The organism is Nonomuraea wenchangensis (assembly GCF_900111685.1).
GTDB lineage: Bacteria > Actinomycetota > Actinomycetes > Streptosporangiales > Streptosporangiaceae > Nonomuraea > Nonomuraea wenchangensis.
Genome location: NZ_FOHX01000002.1, coordinates 165,569 through 182,999, shown reverse-complemented (window position 1 = coordinate 182,999; position 17,431 = coordinate 165,569). Strand labels below are relative to the sequence as shown.

16 protein-coding genes are annotated in these 17,431 nt (G+C 69.3%); 6 read left to right on the top strand and 10 right to left on the bottom strand.

Annotated features, from left to right (window positions below; translation table 11 throughout):
• Positions 1-533: 533 nt before the first annotated feature.
• Together BMW85_RS05195 and BMW85_RS05190 are read right to left on the bottom strand one after the other, a co-directional pair.
• A complete protein-coding gene (locus BMW85_RS05195) occupies positions 534-1,469 on the bottom strand; it encodes a GNAT family N-acetyltransferase (protein ID WP_218155669.1) in 936 nt (311 codons plus the stop codon).
• 21 nt (positions 1,470-1,490) lie between these two features.
• Complete coding sequence (locus BMW85_RS05190) at positions 1,491-3,530, bottom strand: family 43 glycosylhydrolase (RefSeq protein WP_091077586.1); 2,040 nt, start codon at positions 3,528-3,530, stop codon at positions 1,491-1,493.
• Positions 3,531-3,890: 360 nt separating this feature from the next.
• Here BMW85_RS05190 and xynC point away from each other — a divergent pair, with 360 nt between their 5' ends.
• The 5 genes from xynC to BMW85_RS05165 all read left to right on the top strand — a co-directional run bounded on the left by xynC (position 3,891) and on the right by BMW85_RS05165 (position 10,578).
• A complete protein-coding gene (gene xynC / locus BMW85_RS05185; RefSeq protein WP_281249547.1) occupies positions 3,891-5,564 on the top strand; it encodes a glucuronoarabinoxylan endo-1,4-beta-xylanase XynC in 1,674 nt (557 codons plus the stop codon).
• Between the two features lie 203 nt (positions 5,565-5,767).
• Positions 5,768-7,090: an extracellular catalytic domain type 1 short-chain-length polyhydroxyalkanoate depolymerase gene (locus BMW85_RS05180; protein ID WP_091077582.1), complete on the top strand. Its 1,323-nt coding sequence runs from the start codon at positions 5,768-5,770 to the stop codon at positions 7,088-7,090.
• Between the two features lie 27 nt (positions 7,091-7,117).
• Entirely contained in the window at positions 7,118-8,494 is a 1,377-nt protein-coding gene (locus tag BMW85_RS05175; RefSeq protein ID WP_245774634.1) for a glycoside hydrolase family 43 protein, read from the top strand.
• Between the two features lie 26 nt (positions 8,495-8,520).
• Positions 8,521-10,080, top strand: coding sequence for a lectin (locus tag BMW85_RS05170; RefSeq protein ID WP_245774633.1), 1,560 nt, complete (start codon positions 8,521-8,523; stop codon positions 10,078-10,080).
• A 48-nt stretch (positions 10,081-10,128) separates the two neighbouring features.
• Entirely contained in the window at positions 10,129-10,578 is a 450-nt protein-coding gene (locus BMW85_RS05165) for a S26 family signal peptidase (RefSeq protein WP_091077577.1), read from the top strand.
• Here BMW85_RS05165 and BMW85_RS05160 read toward each other — a convergent pair.
• The 3 genes from BMW85_RS05160 to BMW85_RS49265 all read right to left on the bottom strand — a co-directional run bounded on the left by BMW85_RS05160 (position 10,521) and on the right by BMW85_RS49265 (position 13,182).
• Complete coding sequence (locus BMW85_RS05160; protein WP_091077574.1) at positions 10,521-12,389, bottom strand: ABC transporter ATP-binding protein; 1,869 nt, start codon at positions 12,387-12,389, stop codon at positions 10,521-10,523. The genes BMW85_RS05165 and BMW85_RS05160 overlap by 58 nt on opposite strands.
• Positions 12,386-12,916: a TlpA family protein disulfide reductase gene (locus BMW85_RS05155; protein WP_091077572.1), complete on the bottom strand. Its 531-nt coding sequence runs from the start codon at positions 12,914-12,916 to the stop codon at positions 12,386-12,388. The genes BMW85_RS05160 and BMW85_RS05155 overlap by 4 nt, the downstream gene beginning before the upstream one ends.
• 98 nt (positions 12,917-13,014) lie before the next feature.
• Positions 13,015-13,182: a hypothetical protein gene (locus BMW85_RS49265; RefSeq protein ID WP_177240496.1), complete on the bottom strand. Its 168-nt coding sequence runs from the start codon at positions 13,180-13,182 to the stop codon at positions 13,015-13,017.
• A gap of 355 nt (positions 13,183-13,537) precedes the next feature.
• Here BMW85_RS49265 and BMW85_RS48080 point away from each other — a divergent pair, with 355 nt between their 5' ends.
• Positions 13,538-13,813 carry a hypothetical protein gene (locus BMW85_RS48080; RefSeq protein ID WP_143082096.1) on the top strand — a complete coding sequence of 92 codons (276 nt, stop codon included), beginning with the start codon at positions 13,538-13,540 and terminating at the stop codon, positions 13,811-13,813.
• 68 nt (positions 13,814-13,881) lie between these two features.
• Here the strand turns inward: BMW85_RS48080 and BMW85_RS05150 are convergent, their stop codons facing one another.
• From BMW85_RS05150 to uppS, 5 genes are all read right to left on the bottom strand, one after another.
• The gene (locus tag BMW85_RS05150) at positions 13,882-14,109 is read right to left on the bottom strand and encodes a hypothetical protein (RefSeq protein ID WP_091077570.1); all 228 of its coding nucleotides are present in this window, start codon (positions 14,107-14,109) and stop codon (positions 13,882-13,884) included.
• 276 nt (positions 14,110-14,385) lie between these two features.
• Positions 14,386-14,643, bottom strand: coding sequence for a hypothetical protein (locus BMW85_RS05145; RefSeq protein WP_091077567.1), 258 nt, complete (start codon positions 14,641-14,643; stop codon positions 14,386-14,388).
• A 59-nt stretch (positions 14,644-14,702) separates the two neighbouring features.
• Positions 14,703-15,251, bottom strand: a complete 549-nt coding sequence (locus tag BMW85_RS05140; protein WP_091077565.1) for a hypothetical protein — start codon at positions 15,249-15,251, stop codon at positions 14,703-14,705.
• Between the two features lie 2 nt (positions 15,252-15,253).
• Complete coding sequence (locus BMW85_RS05135) at positions 15,254-16,678, bottom strand: oxygenase MpaB family protein (protein WP_091077563.1); 1,425 nt, start codon at positions 16,676-16,678, stop codon at positions 15,254-15,256.
• Positions 16,675-17,397, bottom strand: a complete 723-nt coding sequence (gene uppS, locus BMW85_RS05130; protein ID WP_245774631.1) for a polyprenyl diphosphate synthase — start codon at positions 17,395-17,397, stop codon at positions 16,675-16,677. Before uppS ends, BMW85_RS05135 begins: the two co-directional genes overlap by 4 nt.
• Positions 17,398-17,431: the final 34 nt, after the last annotated feature.

The following is a 17,431-nucleotide window of genomic DNA, read 5'->3' as shown; positions in this document are numbered from 1 at the left end:
TCCGCAAAAGATCATTATCCTCCGCAGAACAGCATCAATGGAGTGGCTTGCCGCTGACTTGGAACCTGCTTGATCTTGCTTGAAAAAGGCTGCGGCAACCGGGCCTGAGCGGGCTCAGGCGCAGACCGAGGGCAGCACGCACACCTTGGCCGCCATGCGGGCGGCGGTCTTGCGCAGCGTCCTGACGGCGTGGGCGCGGGAGTGGCCGAAGGTGTCCTGGTCGCCGGCCCAGCTGTACGGCTTTCCGTGCGGCGGGGTCCGGCGCCGGCGGGCGTCGGCGAGGAGGGTGCGCAGGGCGGTCCGGGCGGCGCCGGCGCTCCGGTTGATGACGAGCTGCTCGCTGGAGTGCTAAGGCGCTGGTGCCGTGGACGACGGTGCGCACGGCCGAGCGGTTCGCCGGTGAGACGTGTTCACGCCCGCAGGGGTTGAGCGTCAGGGGAGCGGTCGTCTTGTCGCTGATCCGCCACCAGGAGCGTGATCATGTCACGTTGGATGCGGCGAATGCCCTAATTGTTCGCCGACGGGCACGGGGGTCACGCGGATCGTCTCATCACGTGGAACTGCCGGGTGACCTCGTAGCCCGCCTTGGTGTAGAGGTGGCCGGCCGGGCTGTCCTCGCCGGTCCACAGGAACCACGACGAGTGCAGCCCTTCGGCGCGCATCCTGGTCATGGTGAGGTGGAGGAGGATCTTGCCGAGGCCGGTGCCGCGCCGGGTGGGGGCGACACCGAAGGGGCCGAAGCGCTCGGGGGTGCCGCGGTAGGCCGCGTACAGGGCGAAGCCCTCTATGTGGTCTTTTTTCGCGATGACGACCCGTTCGGGGTCGCGATGCTGCCGGATGGCCTCGCCCCAGTCGGGATTGAAGGCATCCGCCGCGAAACGGATCAGCTCGGGCAGCTCGCCCATGGTGGGGCTGCGGAAGACGTATCCCTCGCGCTCCCGCTCGCGCAGCAGCCCGTGCACCTCGGGCGGGGCCTGGTAGCCGACGAGGGTGCGGTCCATGGCGACCGGAGAGTGGAGCGTACGGAAGCCGAGCTCGCCCAGCAGCCGGTGTGCGCCGGGATAGAGCTCGGCGTCCACGCCCGGCAGCACGTAGTTGGGGGTGTACGACGAGAAGTCGACCTTCGTGCGGCCGAGGCCCTCCAGGAACGCCACCGCCTCGCCCACCAGCCGCCGCCCCAGGCCGCCGCCGCGGTGCTCAGGGACGACGAAGAAAAACGGGATCCAGCCGGCGTCCGGCTCCAGTCCGGTGCCGGGCGCCGGCGGGATCAGGCGGCGGACGGCGTACGCGCAGCCCACCACGTCGTCGCCGTCCACCGCCACGCGCAGGCCCTCGGGGTCGAAGTTGGGGTCGAGCAGCACACGCTCACCGAACCAGCGGGACGTCGTCGGGTCGGCGGGCATGCTGCGGTTCCAGGCGGCGACGAGAGGGATCTCGTCGCCGGACCGGAAGGGGCGGACGGCGATCACGAAGGAGAGCCTATGCCCGCGTCAGGGAGTGGTGAGATCGAAGCGGCGTACGGTCACCGCGCCGCCGAGCGCCTGGGTGGCGTAGTTGAAGATGCCGAAGCGGTAGCCCATGAAGAACTGCCAGGCGTTGTTCAACGTGAAGGCCGGCCCGAGGCTCGTGAACGTGCTGCCGTCGGTGCTGTAGGAGAAGCGGGCCTGCCTGCCGGACCCCGGCCGGATGTCGGCGGTGGCGCGCAACCAGATCCGGCCGCCCGAGACGGCCGCGCTCGCCGCCTCCGTGCCGGTGCCGGTGGTCTGCCACGAACCGTTCATGGTCAGCCCGTTGGTCATCACGACCCGGTTGACGCCGTTGTCGCGTTTGACCCCGATCCAGGCCGACTGGTCGCGCAGCATGGCCAGCCCGGCGCGGTCGCCGTTGCTCATCTGCGAGTAGTCGAGCTCGATCGTCGCCGTGGACGAGGGGCCCTGGATGCGGTGGGTCAGCGTGTTCCTGGCGTTGTAGAGGTCGCCCGTGACGGTCGCGGTCTGCAGGCGCAGGCCGTTGCCCGTGGAGAAGCGGGTGGTGTCGGGGTTGTGGTTCCACTCCCAGCGGTGGCCGAGGGTGCCCGAGGTGAAGGTGTCGGGCCCGATCATGGACGAGACGGTGCGGCTGGTCTGGATGTTCGGCTTCGGGTAGGTGGATCCCCAGCCGCCGTTGACAGTCTGCACGGTCGGCCAGTCGCCGGACCAGGTGATCGGCGCGAGCGCCGGCATCCGGCCGCCGGGGTAGGCGTCGACGAACGCCATGTAGTACCAGTCGCCGTTCTGCGTCTGGACGAGGCCGCCCTGGTGGGGGACGCCGCCGCCGGAGATGGGGCCGGGCATGTCCAACAGGACCTGGCGCATCTCGTACGGGCCCCACGGCGAGGTGGAGCGGAGGACGTACTGGCCGTTGGCGGGGCGGGTCAGCCAGATGTAGTAGTAGCCGTTCCGCTTGTAGAAGCGGGAGCCCTCCAGGGTGCCGACGTTGCTCGGGGTCTGGAACACCTGCTGGGAGCGGACCTGGCTGAGCCCGTCGGCCGAGAGCTGGGCGACGCTGATGGTGCCGTTGCCGTAGGCGACGTACATGGTGTCGTCGGTGTCGACCAGCAGGCCGGCGTCGTAGTAGCAGTTGTTGATCTGCGAGCGTTTGGTCCACGTGCCGTCCACGGCGGAGGCGGTGTAGACGTAGGTGCGGTTGAACTCGATGCAGCCGATCCAGTAGTAGGTGCTGTTGCTGGGCCGGTAGTTCAGGGTGGAGGCCCAGATGCCCTTCACGTACGCCCGGCCGCCGTTGAGGTCGTAGGCGCTGGAGCCGAAGTCGAGCCGCGGGACCGAGTGGCCCGCGTACTCCCAGTCGACCAGGTTGTAGGAGCGCAGGATCGGCGCGCCCGGCGAATAGTGCATCGTCGAGGCCGAGTAGTAGTAGGCGTCGCCGACCCGGATGATGTCGCCGTCGGCGAAGTCCTGCCAGACGACCGGGTTGGTGTAGCTGCCGTTGCCGTTGCCGTTGCCGCTGACCGGGACGAGCTGCCATTGCTGGTTGGTGCCGCCCCAGTCGTCGTACTGGACGATGTTGGCGCCGTCGGCGGTGGAGGCGCCCTGCACTTCGAGGGCTTTGCCGCTGTGGCGGGAGATCAGCCTGATGTAGCCGTCGGGGCTGTCGGCGAGCCGCCATTGCTGGTTGGCGCCGTTGGTGTCGCTCCATTGGACGATGGCGCCGCCGTTGGCGGTGGACCAGTTGGAGACGTCGAGGACCTTGCCGGAGTGGCGGGACTTGACGCGGTAGTAGCCGCCGCCGGAGTCGACGAACTGCCACTGCTGCTGGTTCTGGTTGTTGCGGGTCCACTGGGTGATGCGTCCGCCGTCCGCGGTGGACAGGTTGTAGACGTCCAGGGCCTTGCCGCTGTTGCGGTTGACCAGGACGTACCAGGCGTTGGTGTCCACGGTGGCGGCGTTGGCGGGCTGGGTCAGCGGGGCGATGAGCAGGCTCGCCAGTAAGGCGGCCACTGTCGCCAGGACGGACAGAGGTCTGTGCTTCATCGGGCGCTCCGTGTTAGCGCTAACATGAACGGGGCTTCGTCGCGGAGTACATCCGACGGGCGGCCCGCCGTCAACGAGCGGCGTCTCCCGCCGAGCGGGGGTTTTACCGTCACCCCGCCTTCCCTCCTGGAGTTTCGCCTCCGGCGAGGGGTGCTCGTCCTTATGAAAGTTTCATGGAATTCGCCGGGTGGCACTCGTTAAGTTGCGGCATCCGCGCTCGTTAAGTTTCTCCGCCGAATGGTTGACGGGCCGGAGTCAGGGCTTTACGTTCCTGCGGGACTGAAGCCACCAGGAGGAGCCATGACAGAGCCTGCGCGCGGAGACCGCCGATCGCTGAGCCGGAGAGCCGTCCTGACGACCATGGGAGCACTGCCGGTCCTCGCGGCCACGGCGCGGCCCGCGTCGGCCGCCGCGCCGGTGGTCATCGACCCGTCGGCGCGCCGGCAGACGATCCGGGGCTTCGGCGGCATGGCCCACGCGGCCTGGATCGGCGACCTGACGGCGGCTCAGCGGGACACGGCGTTCGGCGCCGGCGAAGGGCGGCTGGGGTTCTCGGTGCTGAGGATCCCCGTCCCCGAGAACCAGGCCGACTGGAGCCGCGACCTGGCGACGGCGAGGCGCGCGGTCGAGCTCGGGGCGACCGTGATCGCCTCGCCGTGGAACCCGCCGGCCGGCATGGTCGAGACCTTCGTACGCGGCAGCCAGACCAACGCCAGACGCCTCAAGTACGGCTCGTACGGCGCCTACGCCCAGCACCTGAACGACTTCACCACGTACATGCGGAACAACGGGGTGAACTTATACGGCATATCCGTGCAGAACGAGCCCGACTACGCGCAGGACTGGACCTGGTGGACCCCCACCGAGATGGTGCGCTTCCTGCGCGAGAACGCCGGCTCGATCAGCACCAGGGTCATCGCGCCCGAGTCCTTCCAGTACCTGAAGAACATGTCGGACCCGATACTCAACGACGCAACGGCGCTCGCCAACGTGGACATCATCGGAGCCCACCTCTACGGCACGCCGTACGCGAACTTCCCCTACCCGCTCTTCCAGCAGAAGGGCGCGGGCAAGGAACTCTGGATGACCGAGGTCTACTACCCCAACAGCAGCGACTCGGCGGACCTCTGGCCCCAGGCGCTGGACGTGGGGGAGCACATCCACCACGCCATGGTGGACGCCGAGTTCCAGGCCTACATCTGGTGGTACATCCGGCGCAGCTACGGCCCCATGCGGGAGGACGGGCAGCTCAGCAAGCGCGGCGCCAACATGGCGCACTTCGCCAGGTTCGTCCGCCCGGGATACGTGCGGATCGGGGCGACGGCGAACCCGGTGTCGAACGTCTACGTCTCGGCCTACCAGGGCGGTGACGGCACGGTCGCCGTCGTCGTCATCAACAAGGCGACCTCCGCCGTGAGCCAGCAGTTCACCCTGGCCGGCGGCACCGCGTCCAGCGTGTCGTCCTGGGTGACCGACGCGAGCAGGAACGTCGCGCCCCAGGGCGCGGCCGGCGTGTCGAACGGCTCCTTCACCGCCACGCTGCCCGCCCGCAGCGTGACGACCTTCGTGACCGGCGTGACCCAGACCCCTGGGGGCGTGGTCGACACCAGCGCCTGGTACGTCCTGGTCAACCGCAACAGCGGCAAGGCCCTGGACGTCTACAACCAGTCCACCGCCGACGGCGGACGCATCACCCAATGGACCCGCAACAACCAGAACCAGCAGCAGTGGCAGTTCGTCGACTCAGGCGGCGGCTACTACCGGCTCAAGTCCCGCCACTCCGGCAAGGTCCTCGACGTCTCCAACTGGTCCACCGCCAACGGCGGCGCCATCGTCCAATGGAGCGACACCAACGGCGCCAACCAGCAATGGCGACTCGCCGACAGCCCCGACGGCTACATCAGGCTCATCTCCCGCCACAGCGGCAAAGCACTCGAAGTCCAGGGCGCCTCCACCGCCGACGGCGCCAACATCGTCCAGTACGACGACTGGAGCGGCACCAATCAACAATGGCAACTGGCACGCGTGGGCTGACGAAAACCGAAAGTTTCACGGCAAGGCCCGCGCCGCGGCACCGCGGCAGGACTCAGAAATCCGAGGTGAGCGCCTCCACCCGCGGCCATTTCCACCCGGCCGTAAGCTAAGGCGCTCTTGACAGTACCTTTCTGCCCCGTATTTGCTCCGTCCTGCCACCACCTCCAGCAGATTGTTAGCGCTAACAGAGGAAAGGCGAACCGATGAAGCGTACGAGAAGACGTGCGGGCATCGGAGCCGCACTGGCGGTTCTGGTCACAGCGGTGGTCACCGCGCTGTCCGGGTTCCTCACGGTCACGCCGCAGGCGTCGGCCGCGGCCCTGACCGAGGTGACGGGCTTCGGGACCAACCCCGGCGGCCTGCGGATGTACCTCTACGTCCCCGACCGGGTGGCGGCCCGGCCGGGCGTCCTGGTCGCGATGCACGGCTGCAACGGCTGGGCGCCGGGCTTCCATCAGGGGACCGAGTTCGCCTCGCTGGCCGACAGGTACGGCTTCGTCGTCATCTACCCGCAGGCCAACAAGAGCGCCAACGGCATGTCGAACTGTTTCGACGTGTGGTCGAACGAGGCGCTGCGGCACGGCGGCGGCAGTGACCCGGTGTCGATCGTCTCCATGGTCAACCACGTGCTGCAGCGCTACAACGGCGACCCGCAGCGGGTGTTCGCCACCGGGTTCTCCTCCGGCGCGATGGAGACGCTCAACCTGCTCGCCACCTACCCGGACGTGTTCAAGGCCGGCGCGCCGTACGCGGGCGTTCCCTACGGCTGCCTCGGTCCCGCCGGGTGCGGCGACAAGACGCCGCAGCAGTGGGGCGACCTGGTGAGGAACGCCTACCCCGGCTACACCGGGCCCCGGCCGCGCGTGATGGCCTGGCACGGCACCGCCGACTCCGTGCTGTCGTACACGATGTTGCAGGAGGAGGTCGACCAGTGGACGAACGTGCACGGGCTGAGCCAGACCCCGGCCTCCACCGACAGCCCGCAGTCCGGCTGGACCCGGCGGGTGTACGGCTCGGGCCAGGTCGAGGCGTACACCATCACGGGAGCCGGCCACGACCTGCCGCGAGCGGGGATGGCCGCGTACGCCATCCGCTTCTTCGGCCTGGACGCCGGCTCCTCGACGACGACCCCCACCCCCGGTGAGGGGACCGGACAGCTCAAGGGAGTCGGCTCCGGGCGGTGCCTGGACGTGCCCGGCGCCGCCACCGCCGACGGCACGCAGGTGCAACTGTGGGACTGCAACGGGCAGGCCAACCAGCGGTGGGCCGTCACCTCGGCCGGCGAGCTCAGGGTCTACGGCAACAAATGCCTCGACGCGGCCGGCTCCGGCAACGGCGCCGCCATCCAGATCTACTCCTGCCACGGCGGCGCCAACCAGTCGTGGCGCCTGAACGCCGACGGCACCATCACCGGCGCGCAGTCCGGGCTGTGCCTGGACGCCGTGGGCCAGGGCACCGCCAACGGCACCCGGATCCAGCTCTACACCTGCCACGGCGGCGCCAACCAGCGCTGGACCCGCAGCTGACACCCCTCCCCCCAACAGAAGGTGATCATGAAACTTCGGTTCCGCGTCTTACCCGGGCGCGCCGCGCTCGTGATCATGGCGCTGCTCTGCGTCGTGGTGACGATCCCCGGCACCGCCAGGGCGGACAACCCGATCGTCCAGACGATCTACACGGCGGATCCCGCTCCGCTCGTGCACAACGGCCGGGTCTACCTCTACACCGGACATGACGAGGACGGCTCGACGTACTTCACGATGAAGGAGTGGCGGGTCTGGTCGTCCGCGGACCTGGTCAACTGGACCGACCACGGCTCGCCGATGAGCGTGGCCACCTTCAGCTGGGCGAGCGCGGACGCGTGGGCCGGCCAGGCCGTCGAGAGGAACGGCAAGTTCTACTGGTACGTCCCGGTGAAGGACCGGGCGAGCGGTCAGATGGCCATCGGCGTCGGGGTCTCCGACAGCCCCACCGGCCCCTTCAGGGACGCCATCGGCCGCCCCCTCGTCAGGAACGGCGAGATCGACCCCACGGTCTTCATCGACGACAACGGCCAGGCATACCTGTACTGGGGCAACCCCAACCTCTGGTACGTCAGGCTCAACGCCGACATGATCTCGTACTCAGGCAGCCCCACCCAGATCCCGCTCACCACGGCCGGCTTCGGCACCCGCACCGGCAACGCGAGCCGGCCCACCCTGTACGAGGAGGGCCCCTGGGTCTACAAGCGCAACGGCCTCTACTACAACGTCTTCGCCGCGAAATGCTGCTCGGAGTTCATCGGCTACTCGACGGCCCCCGGCCCCACCGGTCCCTGGACCTACCGGGGGACGGTCATGCCCACCCAGGGCAGCAGTTTCACCAACCATCCCGGCGTCATCGACTTCAACGGCGGTTCCTACTTCTTCTACCACAACGGCGCACTGCCGGGCGGTGGCGGCTACACCCGTTCGGTCGCCGTCGAGAAGTTCGCCTACAACGCCGACGGGACCATCCCGACGATCAACATGACCACGACCGGAGCGCCCCAGGTCGGCACGTTGAACCCCTTCGTCCGCCAGGAGGCCGAGACGATCGCCTGGGAGTCCGGCGTGGAGACCGAACCCGCCGGCGAGGGCGGCATGAACATCGGCTGGATCGAGAACGGCGACTACGTCAAGGTCAAGGGCGTCGCCTTCGGCTCCGGCGCGAGGTCCTTCAGCGCGCGGGTGGCCTCGGCGTCCAGCGGCGGCCGGATCGAGCTGCGGCTGGACGGGGCCAACGGCACCCTCGTGGGGACGTGCACCGTGCCCGGCACCGGCGGCTGGCAGACGTGGACGACGGTCACCTGCCCGGTGAACGGCGCGACAGGCACCCATGACCTGTACTTCAGGTACGCCGGCGGCAGCGGCTACCTCTTCAACGTGAACTGGTGGCAGTTCACCTCATGAAGGGAGGCAATCGGATGCGTAAGGTCATGAGATGGCTCCTGGCGGTATTACTGGCCGCCGGTTCGCTGGTCGCGGTCGGCGGCGGCACGTCGCCCGCCCTCGCCCTGGACAACGGGCTCGCCCGCACCCCGCAGATGGGCTGGAACGACTGGAACTCCTTCTTCTGCAACGTCAACGAGAGCCTCATCCGGCAGACCGCGGACATCATGGTCTCCAGCGGCATGGCCGCGGCCGGCTACCAGTACGTCAACATCGACGACTGCTGGTCCACGAAGAGCCGTGACGCCGGCGGCAACCTGGTGCCCGACCCGCAGAAGTTCCCCAGCGGCATGAAGGCGCTGGCGGACTACGTCCACGGCAAGGGGCTCAAGCTCGGCATCTACTCCTCGGCGGGCACGACCACGTGCGCGGGCTACCCGGCCAGCCTGGGCTACGAGCAGCGCGACGCCGCGCTGTGGGCGTCCTGGGGGATCGACTACCTGAAGTACGACAACTGCGGCGACCACCAGGGCAGGACCGGGCAGCAGCGCTACACCGCCATGCGCGACGCGCTGGCCGCCACCGGCCGCCCGATCGTCTACAGCCTGTGCAACTGGGGCCAGGAGAACGTGTGGACCTGGGGGATGCCGGTGGGCAACTCCTGGCGCACGACGGGTGACATCGCCTCGAACTGGAACTCCATCATGGGGATCCTGGACCAGCAGGTCGGGCTCGAGGCGTACTCGGGGCCCGGAGGCTGGAACGACCCCGACATGCTGGAGGTCGGCGTCGGCTCGCTCACGGCGACCGAGGGACGGGCGCACTTCAGCCTGTGGTCCCTGCTGAACGCGCCGCTCATCGCGGGCAACGACCTGCGGTCGATGAGCGCCGAGACCCGCACCATCCTGACGAACACCGAGGTCATCGCGGTCAACCAGGACTGGGGCGGCCGGCAGGGCCACAAGATCAGCGACAACGGCAACCTGGAGGTCTGGCGCAAGCCGATGTCGAACGGCTCGGTCGCGGTCGTCCTGCTCAACCGGGGCACCTCCACCTCGACCGTCTCCACCACCGCCGCGGCCCTCGGCCTGGGCTCGGCGTCCTCCTACTCGGTGCGCGACCTGTGGGCGCACACGACGTCCTCCTCCACCGGGACCATCAGCGCGTCGGTGCCCGGACACGGGGCGGCCATGTACACCGTCACCGGAGGGGGCATCGTCCCCGGGGTCGCGATCAGAGGCGCCGGCTCGGGCCGGTGCCTGGACGTCACGGGCGCCTCGCCGACCAACGGCGCTCAGGCGCAGATCTGGGACTGCAACGGCCAGGCCAACCAGCAGTGGACGCCCACCGCGAGCGGTGAGCTCCGGGTGTACGGCAACAAGTGCCTGGACGCCTACAACCAGGGCACCGCCAACGGCACCCAGGTGATCATCTGGGACTGCAACGGGCAGGCCAACCAGCAATGGCGCTTCAACGCCGACGGCACCATCACCGGAGTGCAGTCCGGCCGGTGCCTCGACGTGCCGAACAACGCCACCGCCAACGGCACCAAGCTGGTGCTCTGGTCCTGCAACGGCGGCGCCAACCAGCGGTGGAGCCGCGTCTGACGCGACACCACCGGACCCGGGGCCGGGCATGACGGCTAGGGTGACTCCGTGCGGTACTTAGTGATCTTGCTTGGGGTGCTCGCAGGGGTTCTCGCCGTCGCCCGGCGCCGGTTGGTGGTCGTCCAGGTGACCGGGCCGAGCATGCTGCCGACCTACCGCTCCGGCGATCGGGTGCTCGTCCGCCGGGTGGCCGGTGCGAGACTCGGACGGGGCCAGGTGGTGGTCTTCGAAGCGGCGCCGGACGGCCTGTGGCGCACCGGCCCGCTGTCCGCCCCGAAGGGCGCGAAGTGGCTCATCAAGCGGGTGGCCGCACTGCCCGGCGATCCGGTGCCGCCGGAGGTCGCGCCCGCGGCAGGCGCCCCCGAGGGGGCGCCGGTCCCCGCGGGGCGGCTGGTCGTGATCGGCGACGGCCCGCTGAGCGCGGACTCCCGGCACTGGGGCTATCTGCCCGCGGACCGGGTGCTGGGCGTGGTCGTGCGCAGGCTTTCCTCCTCGTAACCGCTGGCCTGGAGGCCGAACAGCCGCGCGTACTCGCCTCCCAGCGCCATGAGCTCGCCGTGTGAGCCGCGTTCGCGGATCCTCCCCTCGCTCAGCACCACGATGAGGTCCGCGTCCCGCAGGGCTCCCAGCCGGTGCGAGATCAGCACGCTGGTACGTCCCGCCCGATGCCGGCGCAGTCCCAGGTGGACGGCGTGCTCGGCCTCCGCGTCCAGGCCGGAGCTCGGCTCGTCGAGGATGAGCAGGTCGCGGCGGTGGCGCATCAGAGCGCGGGCCAGCGCCAGCCGCTGCCACTGCCCGCCCGACAACGTCACCCCCGCCTGCCGCTCGCCGCCGCCGTCACCGTCGCCTTCCCCGAAGAAGATCCGGCTGAGCAGCGTGTCGTAACCCCTGGGCAGGCTGTCGAGCGTGTCATGGATCCCGGCGCGCTGAGCGGCGGCCCGGATCGGCTCCGGGTCGGCGCCCGCGGCGAGGTCGCCGAGCATGATGTTCTCGGCGGCGGTGAGGTCGTACGACATGTAGTCCTGGAACACCACGCCGAGCCGGGCGCGCAGGTCGTCCGGGTGCACCTCCCGCAGGTCCACACCGTCCCAGAGGACGGCGCCGCGGACCGGGTCGTACAGCCGGCACAGCAGTTTGACCAGGGTGCTCTTGCCCGCCCCGTTCAGTCCGACCAGGGCGACGGCCTGGCCGTGCGGGATGAACAGGTTCACCCCGCGCAGCACCCAGGGGTGCTCGTCGTCGTAGCGGAACCACACGTCGCGCAGCTCGATGCCCTCGCGCAGCGGGGGCAGCGCGGCAGGCTCCGGGGCCACCGGGAGGCCGGGCTCGGCCTCGACGACACCGACGTAGTGCCCGAACATCAGCAGGGCGTTGTGCGCGCCGGCCCACTGGCTGACGATCGAGGTCAGGGCCGTCTGCACCCCGGCGACGGCGGCGACGAACACGGAGACGTCCCCCACGCTCAGGCTCCCCGCCGCGGCGGCCCGCACGGCCCAGAACAGGCCGCCGGCCGCGACGGCGGCGCCCAGCAGGGACATCAGCCCCTGGCTGCGCAGCGTCCGCCGGTCCAGATCCCGCTCGGCCTCGTTCACGGTCCCGAGTTCCCTGAGCATCCGGGAGCGCAGGAAGTCGCCGAGGCCGAACAGCCGCACCTCCTTGGCCGCGTCGGGGCTGGTGAGGAGGGCGCCGTAGAAGAGCTGGCGGCGGGTGTTGGAGCTGACGCCCCACAGCATGCGGGCCCTGCGGCGGCTCAGCGCGAGCTGCACCCGGGCCGACGGCAGCGCGGCGGCGATGACGATGACGACCATGACCGGACTGAGCACGGTCAGCGTGACCATGAACCCGAGCAGCGTCAGGATGCCCTGGCAGATCGCCAGTGACGAGCCGACGATCTGCTGCGGGGCGTTCTGGCCGGCCTCGTGGGCCAGCCGCAGCTCGTCGTGGAAGGAGGGGTTCTCGAACCGGCTGAGCCCGGGGTCGGCGTTGACGGCCCGGAACAGCCGATCGTAGATCAGCCGCTGCAGCCCCCGATGCAACTGTCCGTTGAGGTACTCGGCGACATGCGGCAGGACGACCAGGGCCAGGCCCGCCACTCCGAGCGCGGCGGCGAGGAGGAGGATGCCCGGGCCTCCGCCGGCCGCCAGGCTGTCGAGGACGAGCTTGGTCAGCCACGCGGTCGCCACCGGTGCCGCCCCCATGAGCAGCACCACTGCCAGCGAGCCGAGCACGGCGGCCGGCTGCGCCCGCCAGGCCAGCTCGGCCGCCACCCGTCCGCGACGGAACAAGGAGCCTGCTCCGGGGTCCGTCACGTGAGGGCCGCCAGCGGCAGCTCATCCGGGGTGAGCGCGGCGGCGGTGATCACCGCTCGGCCGTCGACGAGGTAGAAGGCAGGGAAGAACGACACCTGGAACGCCCTGCCCAGCGGCCCGTCCGGCGGCTCGACGACCACGGTCGCCACCGGGGCCAGGGCGGCCGCGAACGCACCGGCGTCCTCTTGCTCGTCCACGACCACCGCGAGCGCGCGCCCGGGCCCGAGGGTCTCCGCGCGGGTGGTGAACTCGGGCAGTCGTTCGTGACAGGCTGAGCAGGTGGTGGAGAACATCCCCACCAGGGTCGGCCCCGTGAAGAAGTCCCGCGACACCGTCGTGCCGTCGGTCGCGGCCGAGGTGAACCCCGGCAGCGCGGTGCCGGCCGCCACGAGGGGCGGTCTCGCCGGCCGGTCGGCGGCGAGCTGGGCCGAATGCTCCCGGAGACGGCGGATGACCGCCAGGGTCAGCAGCAGGTTCACGGCGCACAGGGCTCCGACGAGGACTACGGCGACAACGAGGTACGACATCGAATTCCCTTCACAGGCCGGCCCGCCCGGAGAACGGCGCCGACCGGCAGGCAGCCGGCGCCGCACTTCACAGGACGATCACTCGGTGCGGATCCCGGTCAGCGCCAGGGGGTGCAGCCGGTGTAACCGCCGGCGATGCAGCACGTCCTACGCATGGTGTAGCCGACGAACTTCGTCTCGTCCCAGCAGGTGTCCGCGGCGGCGGAGGTCGTGGGCAGCAGCTTGTCGAGCAGCCGGTCACCCAGCTTGCCAAGAGAACGGATCATGAACTCTCCTCTGGTCGAGCACCTCGTCCGTCGCGCCGTCACCGCGTCGCGGGAGTCGGTGATCATTGCTTGTGGCGCCTGCAACCTATGTCGGACCAAGATCAGAACTCGATGATGAAGATCGCCGCAAGGGGCAACCTTGTTTCGATGACTCTTGCCGTTGACAAGATCATCAGAGTCATGTAAAGGCGCGTAGCCGCTCAGGCGTGGCGGGGCGGAGCCGATCGCGGCGCCTTTTCCTCGGAAATTCAGGAAAGTCAATTACGGTATTGACACGCTTGAGTGAAGATCCGTAGCGTGTTGCGCAAAGGTCGGCATATGGGGCGCAATCGGGCGCCCTATGGAAAGGAAAAGTGTGCGACGTAGACTGGCGCAAGCCGCTTCAACGCTCCTGGCGGCAGTATTCCTGACAGCCGGAGGAAGCCTTCTCGCGACCGCTTCCGCACAAGCTCAGACCACGCACCAGACAAAGGTCGCAGCCCCGCCTGCGGTCTGGGTGGACTACAAGAACTACGCCACTTACGAAGCCTGCCGGCAGCAGGGCCGGGAAATGCTGGGCGGCGGAGTCGTCATCGCCTACACGTGCGACTATGACAGCCCGTTCTGGCTGCTCCGCGTACGCATCGAATAAACAGGAAACAGAGGACTGGTGGAGGGTGACGACCGTGCTCCGTCACCCTCCACCAGCCTTTCCTGAAGTTATCTGTAAACGCTCAGCAGCCAGTAGGGGCTGTCCCACGAACAGTCATAGTTCTTGACGATGCCCGCGTTCAGCAGCTCTTTCCCTTCCTGCTGGCAGGCCGCGTAGGTGGCGTAGTTCTTGTACGGCGTCCAGCCGGCCGCGGCGTAGGTCTGCTCTGTCGATCCGGCTTGGGCCGAAGCGGCCGCGAGGGAGGCTCCGCCGACCGTCAGGAATGCCGCTGCCATGAGCGTGGAGGTTGCTTGCGCCAGTCTACGTCGCACACTTTTCCTTTCCGCAGGACGCTGCAAAGCGCCCCATATGTCGGACTTTTCACAACACGCTACGGATCTTCACCAAGATCTGTCAACGCCGGGCGGAGGCCGGCCTACGGCGCAAGGCAGGCGGGAAGAACGCGCCGCCGGCCACGCCCCGCCGACCCGACTGCCCACCTGACCTCGGGCGGAGCAGCTTCACCCGGTCGAGCGGACCCGCCGGAACTCTGCCCGCCGTGAGGCGACGGACTAGGTGCCGCCGTCATCCGCTCCGCGGGAATCATCAGCCGCTCGACGCGCCAGCCACCGGATGACAAACACCCCGCCGAGCCAGCCGCCCCCGAACACGACAACCCGGGCGACGAGATACGCCGCCGTGATCCTCTCCGGCCCTTCGCTGATGAGATCTCCGGCCAGCAATCCCACGAGCACGATCAACAGCCAGAAGGTCCAGCTCTGCAGGGCCCTGGTCGCATCCCGGCCCCAGCGCCTTCGACGATCGGTCACCTCATGCCTCCGGCGGCGGGGACGCTCTGGCTCAAGGATGATCGCACATGCCCGCGTACTCATCGAAGGGCGAAAAGTCGCAGTAACTCCGCCTGCTCGGGGCGCAGGAGCAGCATCGGGTTGCTCGCGCGGGGGTAGATCTCGGCCGCCGCCCATTGTGCGGCCCGGACGCTGGAGGCGGTGCCGATCCTGACCCCGCGCGCGCGTAGCTCCGCCTGCACCTGCCGGACGTCGAACAAGTAGACCGACTCGATGCACCAGGGGCGAACGCTCCCGCGCGACGAAGCCGCCGGCGACGCCGGCCCCGTCAGCACGAGGTAGTAGTCCAGCGCCGCCCGCTCGTTCATGTCCACAAGGCCCTCGCGCTTCAAGTACCACTTCACGTTGACCGTCCGCCCATGCAGCGGACCAGCCGTGAACCGGCCGTCGACGGCGGTCACCGCGGACTTCTCCAGCTCGATGCCGAAGACCCGCGCCGCGATCCACCCGCCCAGGTGGCCCGCCGTCATAGGTCGCTGAATGATCGCCGCGATCTTCTCGTCGACGGTGTTCCGCTCCCTCAGCAGCGCCGCGATCTGCTCGACCTGGGAATCGCTCCTGTCGTCCACGGTCAGCCCGAGGTGAGGAGCGAGACGTAGGCGTTCGAATGCTGCTGCCCGGACATGAAGGAGACGAACTGTCTGACGAAGGCGCCCCGGGAGTAGCTGTCGCCGGCGCCGGTCAGGTCGCGTTGGAAGGCGGTGCGGAACAGGTTGAGGTATTCCTCGCTGTCGATCTTCTCGTCGTCGTCCACGTCGGTGACGTCGAACAGCACGTCGGCGATCTTGACGAGCCCGGTGCTGGGCAGGCGGGCGGCCGCGGCGGCGTATTCGTCGCGGGTGACCCGTCCGTCGCTGTCGCTGTCGAGAGCGCTCTGCAGCTCACGCCACCAGGCGGCGTACGCCTGGAACAGCCGGTCTTCCTCCTGCTCGCCCAGGTCGAGCCGGGTGGCGATCTCCCGCGCCATCGCGGCCAGGTCGGGCCAGCGCAGGTAGCCGTCGCCGGTCTGGTCGAGGACCTCGGCGAAGAACCGGTCGGCCGATCGGGTCACCTGGTCGTCCTCGCCGCCGCCGGCCGCGGGGGTGAGCAGACGCGCCAGGGCCGCTGCCTTGCCGGCCCGGCGGCGTACGGTCTCCCACGGGCCCGCCCCCTTGTGGGAGGGGTCGAGCAGACCCATGAAGAACTCCACCCGCGTCCAGCTCTCCGGCAGATGGCGGTTGGCGAGGGCGGCGCTGAGGTAGGCGGCCTGCATGAGGGTGCGGGCTCCCGGCAGGTCGGGCAGGGCGACGCGCCGGCTGAAGGCCTCGGGGAGCGAGGCGATGGTGATCGCCGTGGCCATCGGACCCGCCAGGGCCCGGCCCGCGGCCCACACCATGGGGTAGGGGCGCAGCACCGGAGGCGCGGGCACGTTGGCGAAGAGCCGGTAGAGGATGACGCTCACCGCCTCGTTGTTCTCCAGATGGTGCTCGACGATGTCGTCGTAGTAGGGCCAGAACTCCGGCAGCGTCGCGGGGAGGTGGTCGCTGGTGCCGTCGATCAGGGCCAGGAACGTGCGGTGCTCGGCGTAGAGCCGCCGCATCGCCTCGGCGTCGAGCGTGTCGCCGCTCAGCCGGCACATCGTCACCGTCGACTCGAACAGGGTCGCCACCACCCAGGCGCGCGCCGCCGGGTCGGTCGCGTCGTAGGGGCGGCCCTGCGCGTCGACGCCGGACATGCGGGAGTGGAGGCGGTTGAGCCGGGCCGCTTCGCGGTCGCGTACGCGCGGATCGGGGTCGAGGAGCCGCCGCGAACTCGTCGCCGTGTTGCGCAGCCGCCGCCAGGGGTGGGTGAGGAACGTGGAGTTCTCCATCAGCGCCGCGCCGATCTGCGGGTGGGCGGCCTCCAGCAGGGTGGCCCTCGTCACGGCGAGGCCCCAGCGCGCCTCGCCGACCAGGCGGCGCAGGATGGAGTCAGGTCCGAAGACGTCGATGTTCTCCTGGGAAACGGTGTGACTCATCGAAGGCCCTTTCCTGTCATGGTGGCGGGGCGGACGTCGCCGAACCGGCGCTGGCGACGGACGTAGGCGTCGAGGCATTCGCAGAAGTGGGCGGCGCGGAAGTCGGGCCAGAGCACCTTGGGGAAGACCCACTCGGCGTAGGCCACCTGCCAGAGCATGAAGTTGGAGATGCGCTGCTCGCCGGAGGTGCGGATGACCAGATCGACGTCGGGTGTGTCGGAGTAGGGCAGGTGCTCGGCGAAGCTCGCCTCCGTGACCTGGTCGGCCGGCGTCTCGGACCGGATCAGCGACCGCGCGGCCTCCACGATGTCGCGGCGGCCACCGTGGTCGAAGGCGACGGTCAGCGTCATGCGCTTGTTGTCGCGGGTGAGCGTCATCAGGTCGGTGATGTCCTGGACCAGCGGCGCCGGGATGCGCGGATCGGTCATGCCGAGGAACCTGCAGCGGATGCCCCGCGTGTGCAGCACCGGCGCGTGTTTGCGGATGGCGCGGCGGACGAGCCGCATGAGGATGTCGACCTCGCCGGACGGCCGCCGCCAGTTTTCTGTGGAGAAGGCGTAGAGGCTCAGCCAGGTGACCCCTGAGGAGCGCGCCGCCTCGATGACGTCCATGACGGCGGCCTCGGCGGCCTCGTGACCCGCGGTGCGCGGCAGCGATCGCTGCGCGGCCCACCGGCCGTTTCCGTCCATCACACAGGCCACGTGACGCGGCACGACCATGACCACCCCCATAGCTGTACGTGACTATACCAAT

Bases quoted from the DNA above. Each gene is read 5' to 3' on its own strand.
- BMW85_RS05190 (WP_091077586.1), bottom strand. From the start codon at position 3,530: ATGAAGCACAGACCTCTGTCCGTCCTGGCGACAGTGGCCGCCTTACTG.
- xynC (WP_281249547.1), top strand. From the start codon at position 3,891: ATGGGAGCACTGCCGGTCCTCGCGGCCACGGCGCGGCCCGCGTCGGCC.
- BMW85_RS05180 (WP_091077582.1), top strand. From the start codon at position 5,768: ATGAAGCGTACGAGAAGACGTGCGGGCATCGGAGCCGCACTGGCGGTT.
- BMW85_RS05175 (WP_245774634.1), top strand. From the start codon at position 7,118: ATGAAACTTCGGTTCCGCGTCTTACCCGGGCGCGCCGCGCTCGTGATC.
- BMW85_RS05170 (WP_245774633.1), top strand. From the start codon at position 8,521: ATGAGATGGCTCCTGGCGGTATTACTGGCCGCCGGTTCGCTGGTCGCG.
- BMW85_RS05155 (WP_091077572.1), bottom strand. From the start codon at position 12,916: ATGTCGTACCTCGTTGTCGCCGTAGTCCTCGTCGGAGCCCTGTGCGCC.
- BMW85_RS49265 (WP_177240496.1), bottom strand. From the start codon at position 13,182: ATGATCCGTTCTCTTGGCAAGCTGGGTGACCGGCTGCTCGACAAGCTG.
- BMW85_RS05150 (WP_091077570.1), bottom strand. From the start codon at position 14,109: ATGGCAGCGGCATTCCTGACGGTCGGCGGAGCCTCCCTCGCGGCCGCT.
- BMW85_RS05135 (WP_091077563.1), bottom strand. From the start codon at position 16,678: ATGAGTCACACCGTTTCCCAGGAGAACATCGACGTCTTCGGACCTGAC.
- uppS (WP_245774631.1), bottom strand. From the start codon at position 17,397: ATGGTCGTGCCGCGTCACGTGGCCTGTGTGATGGACGGAAACGGCCGG.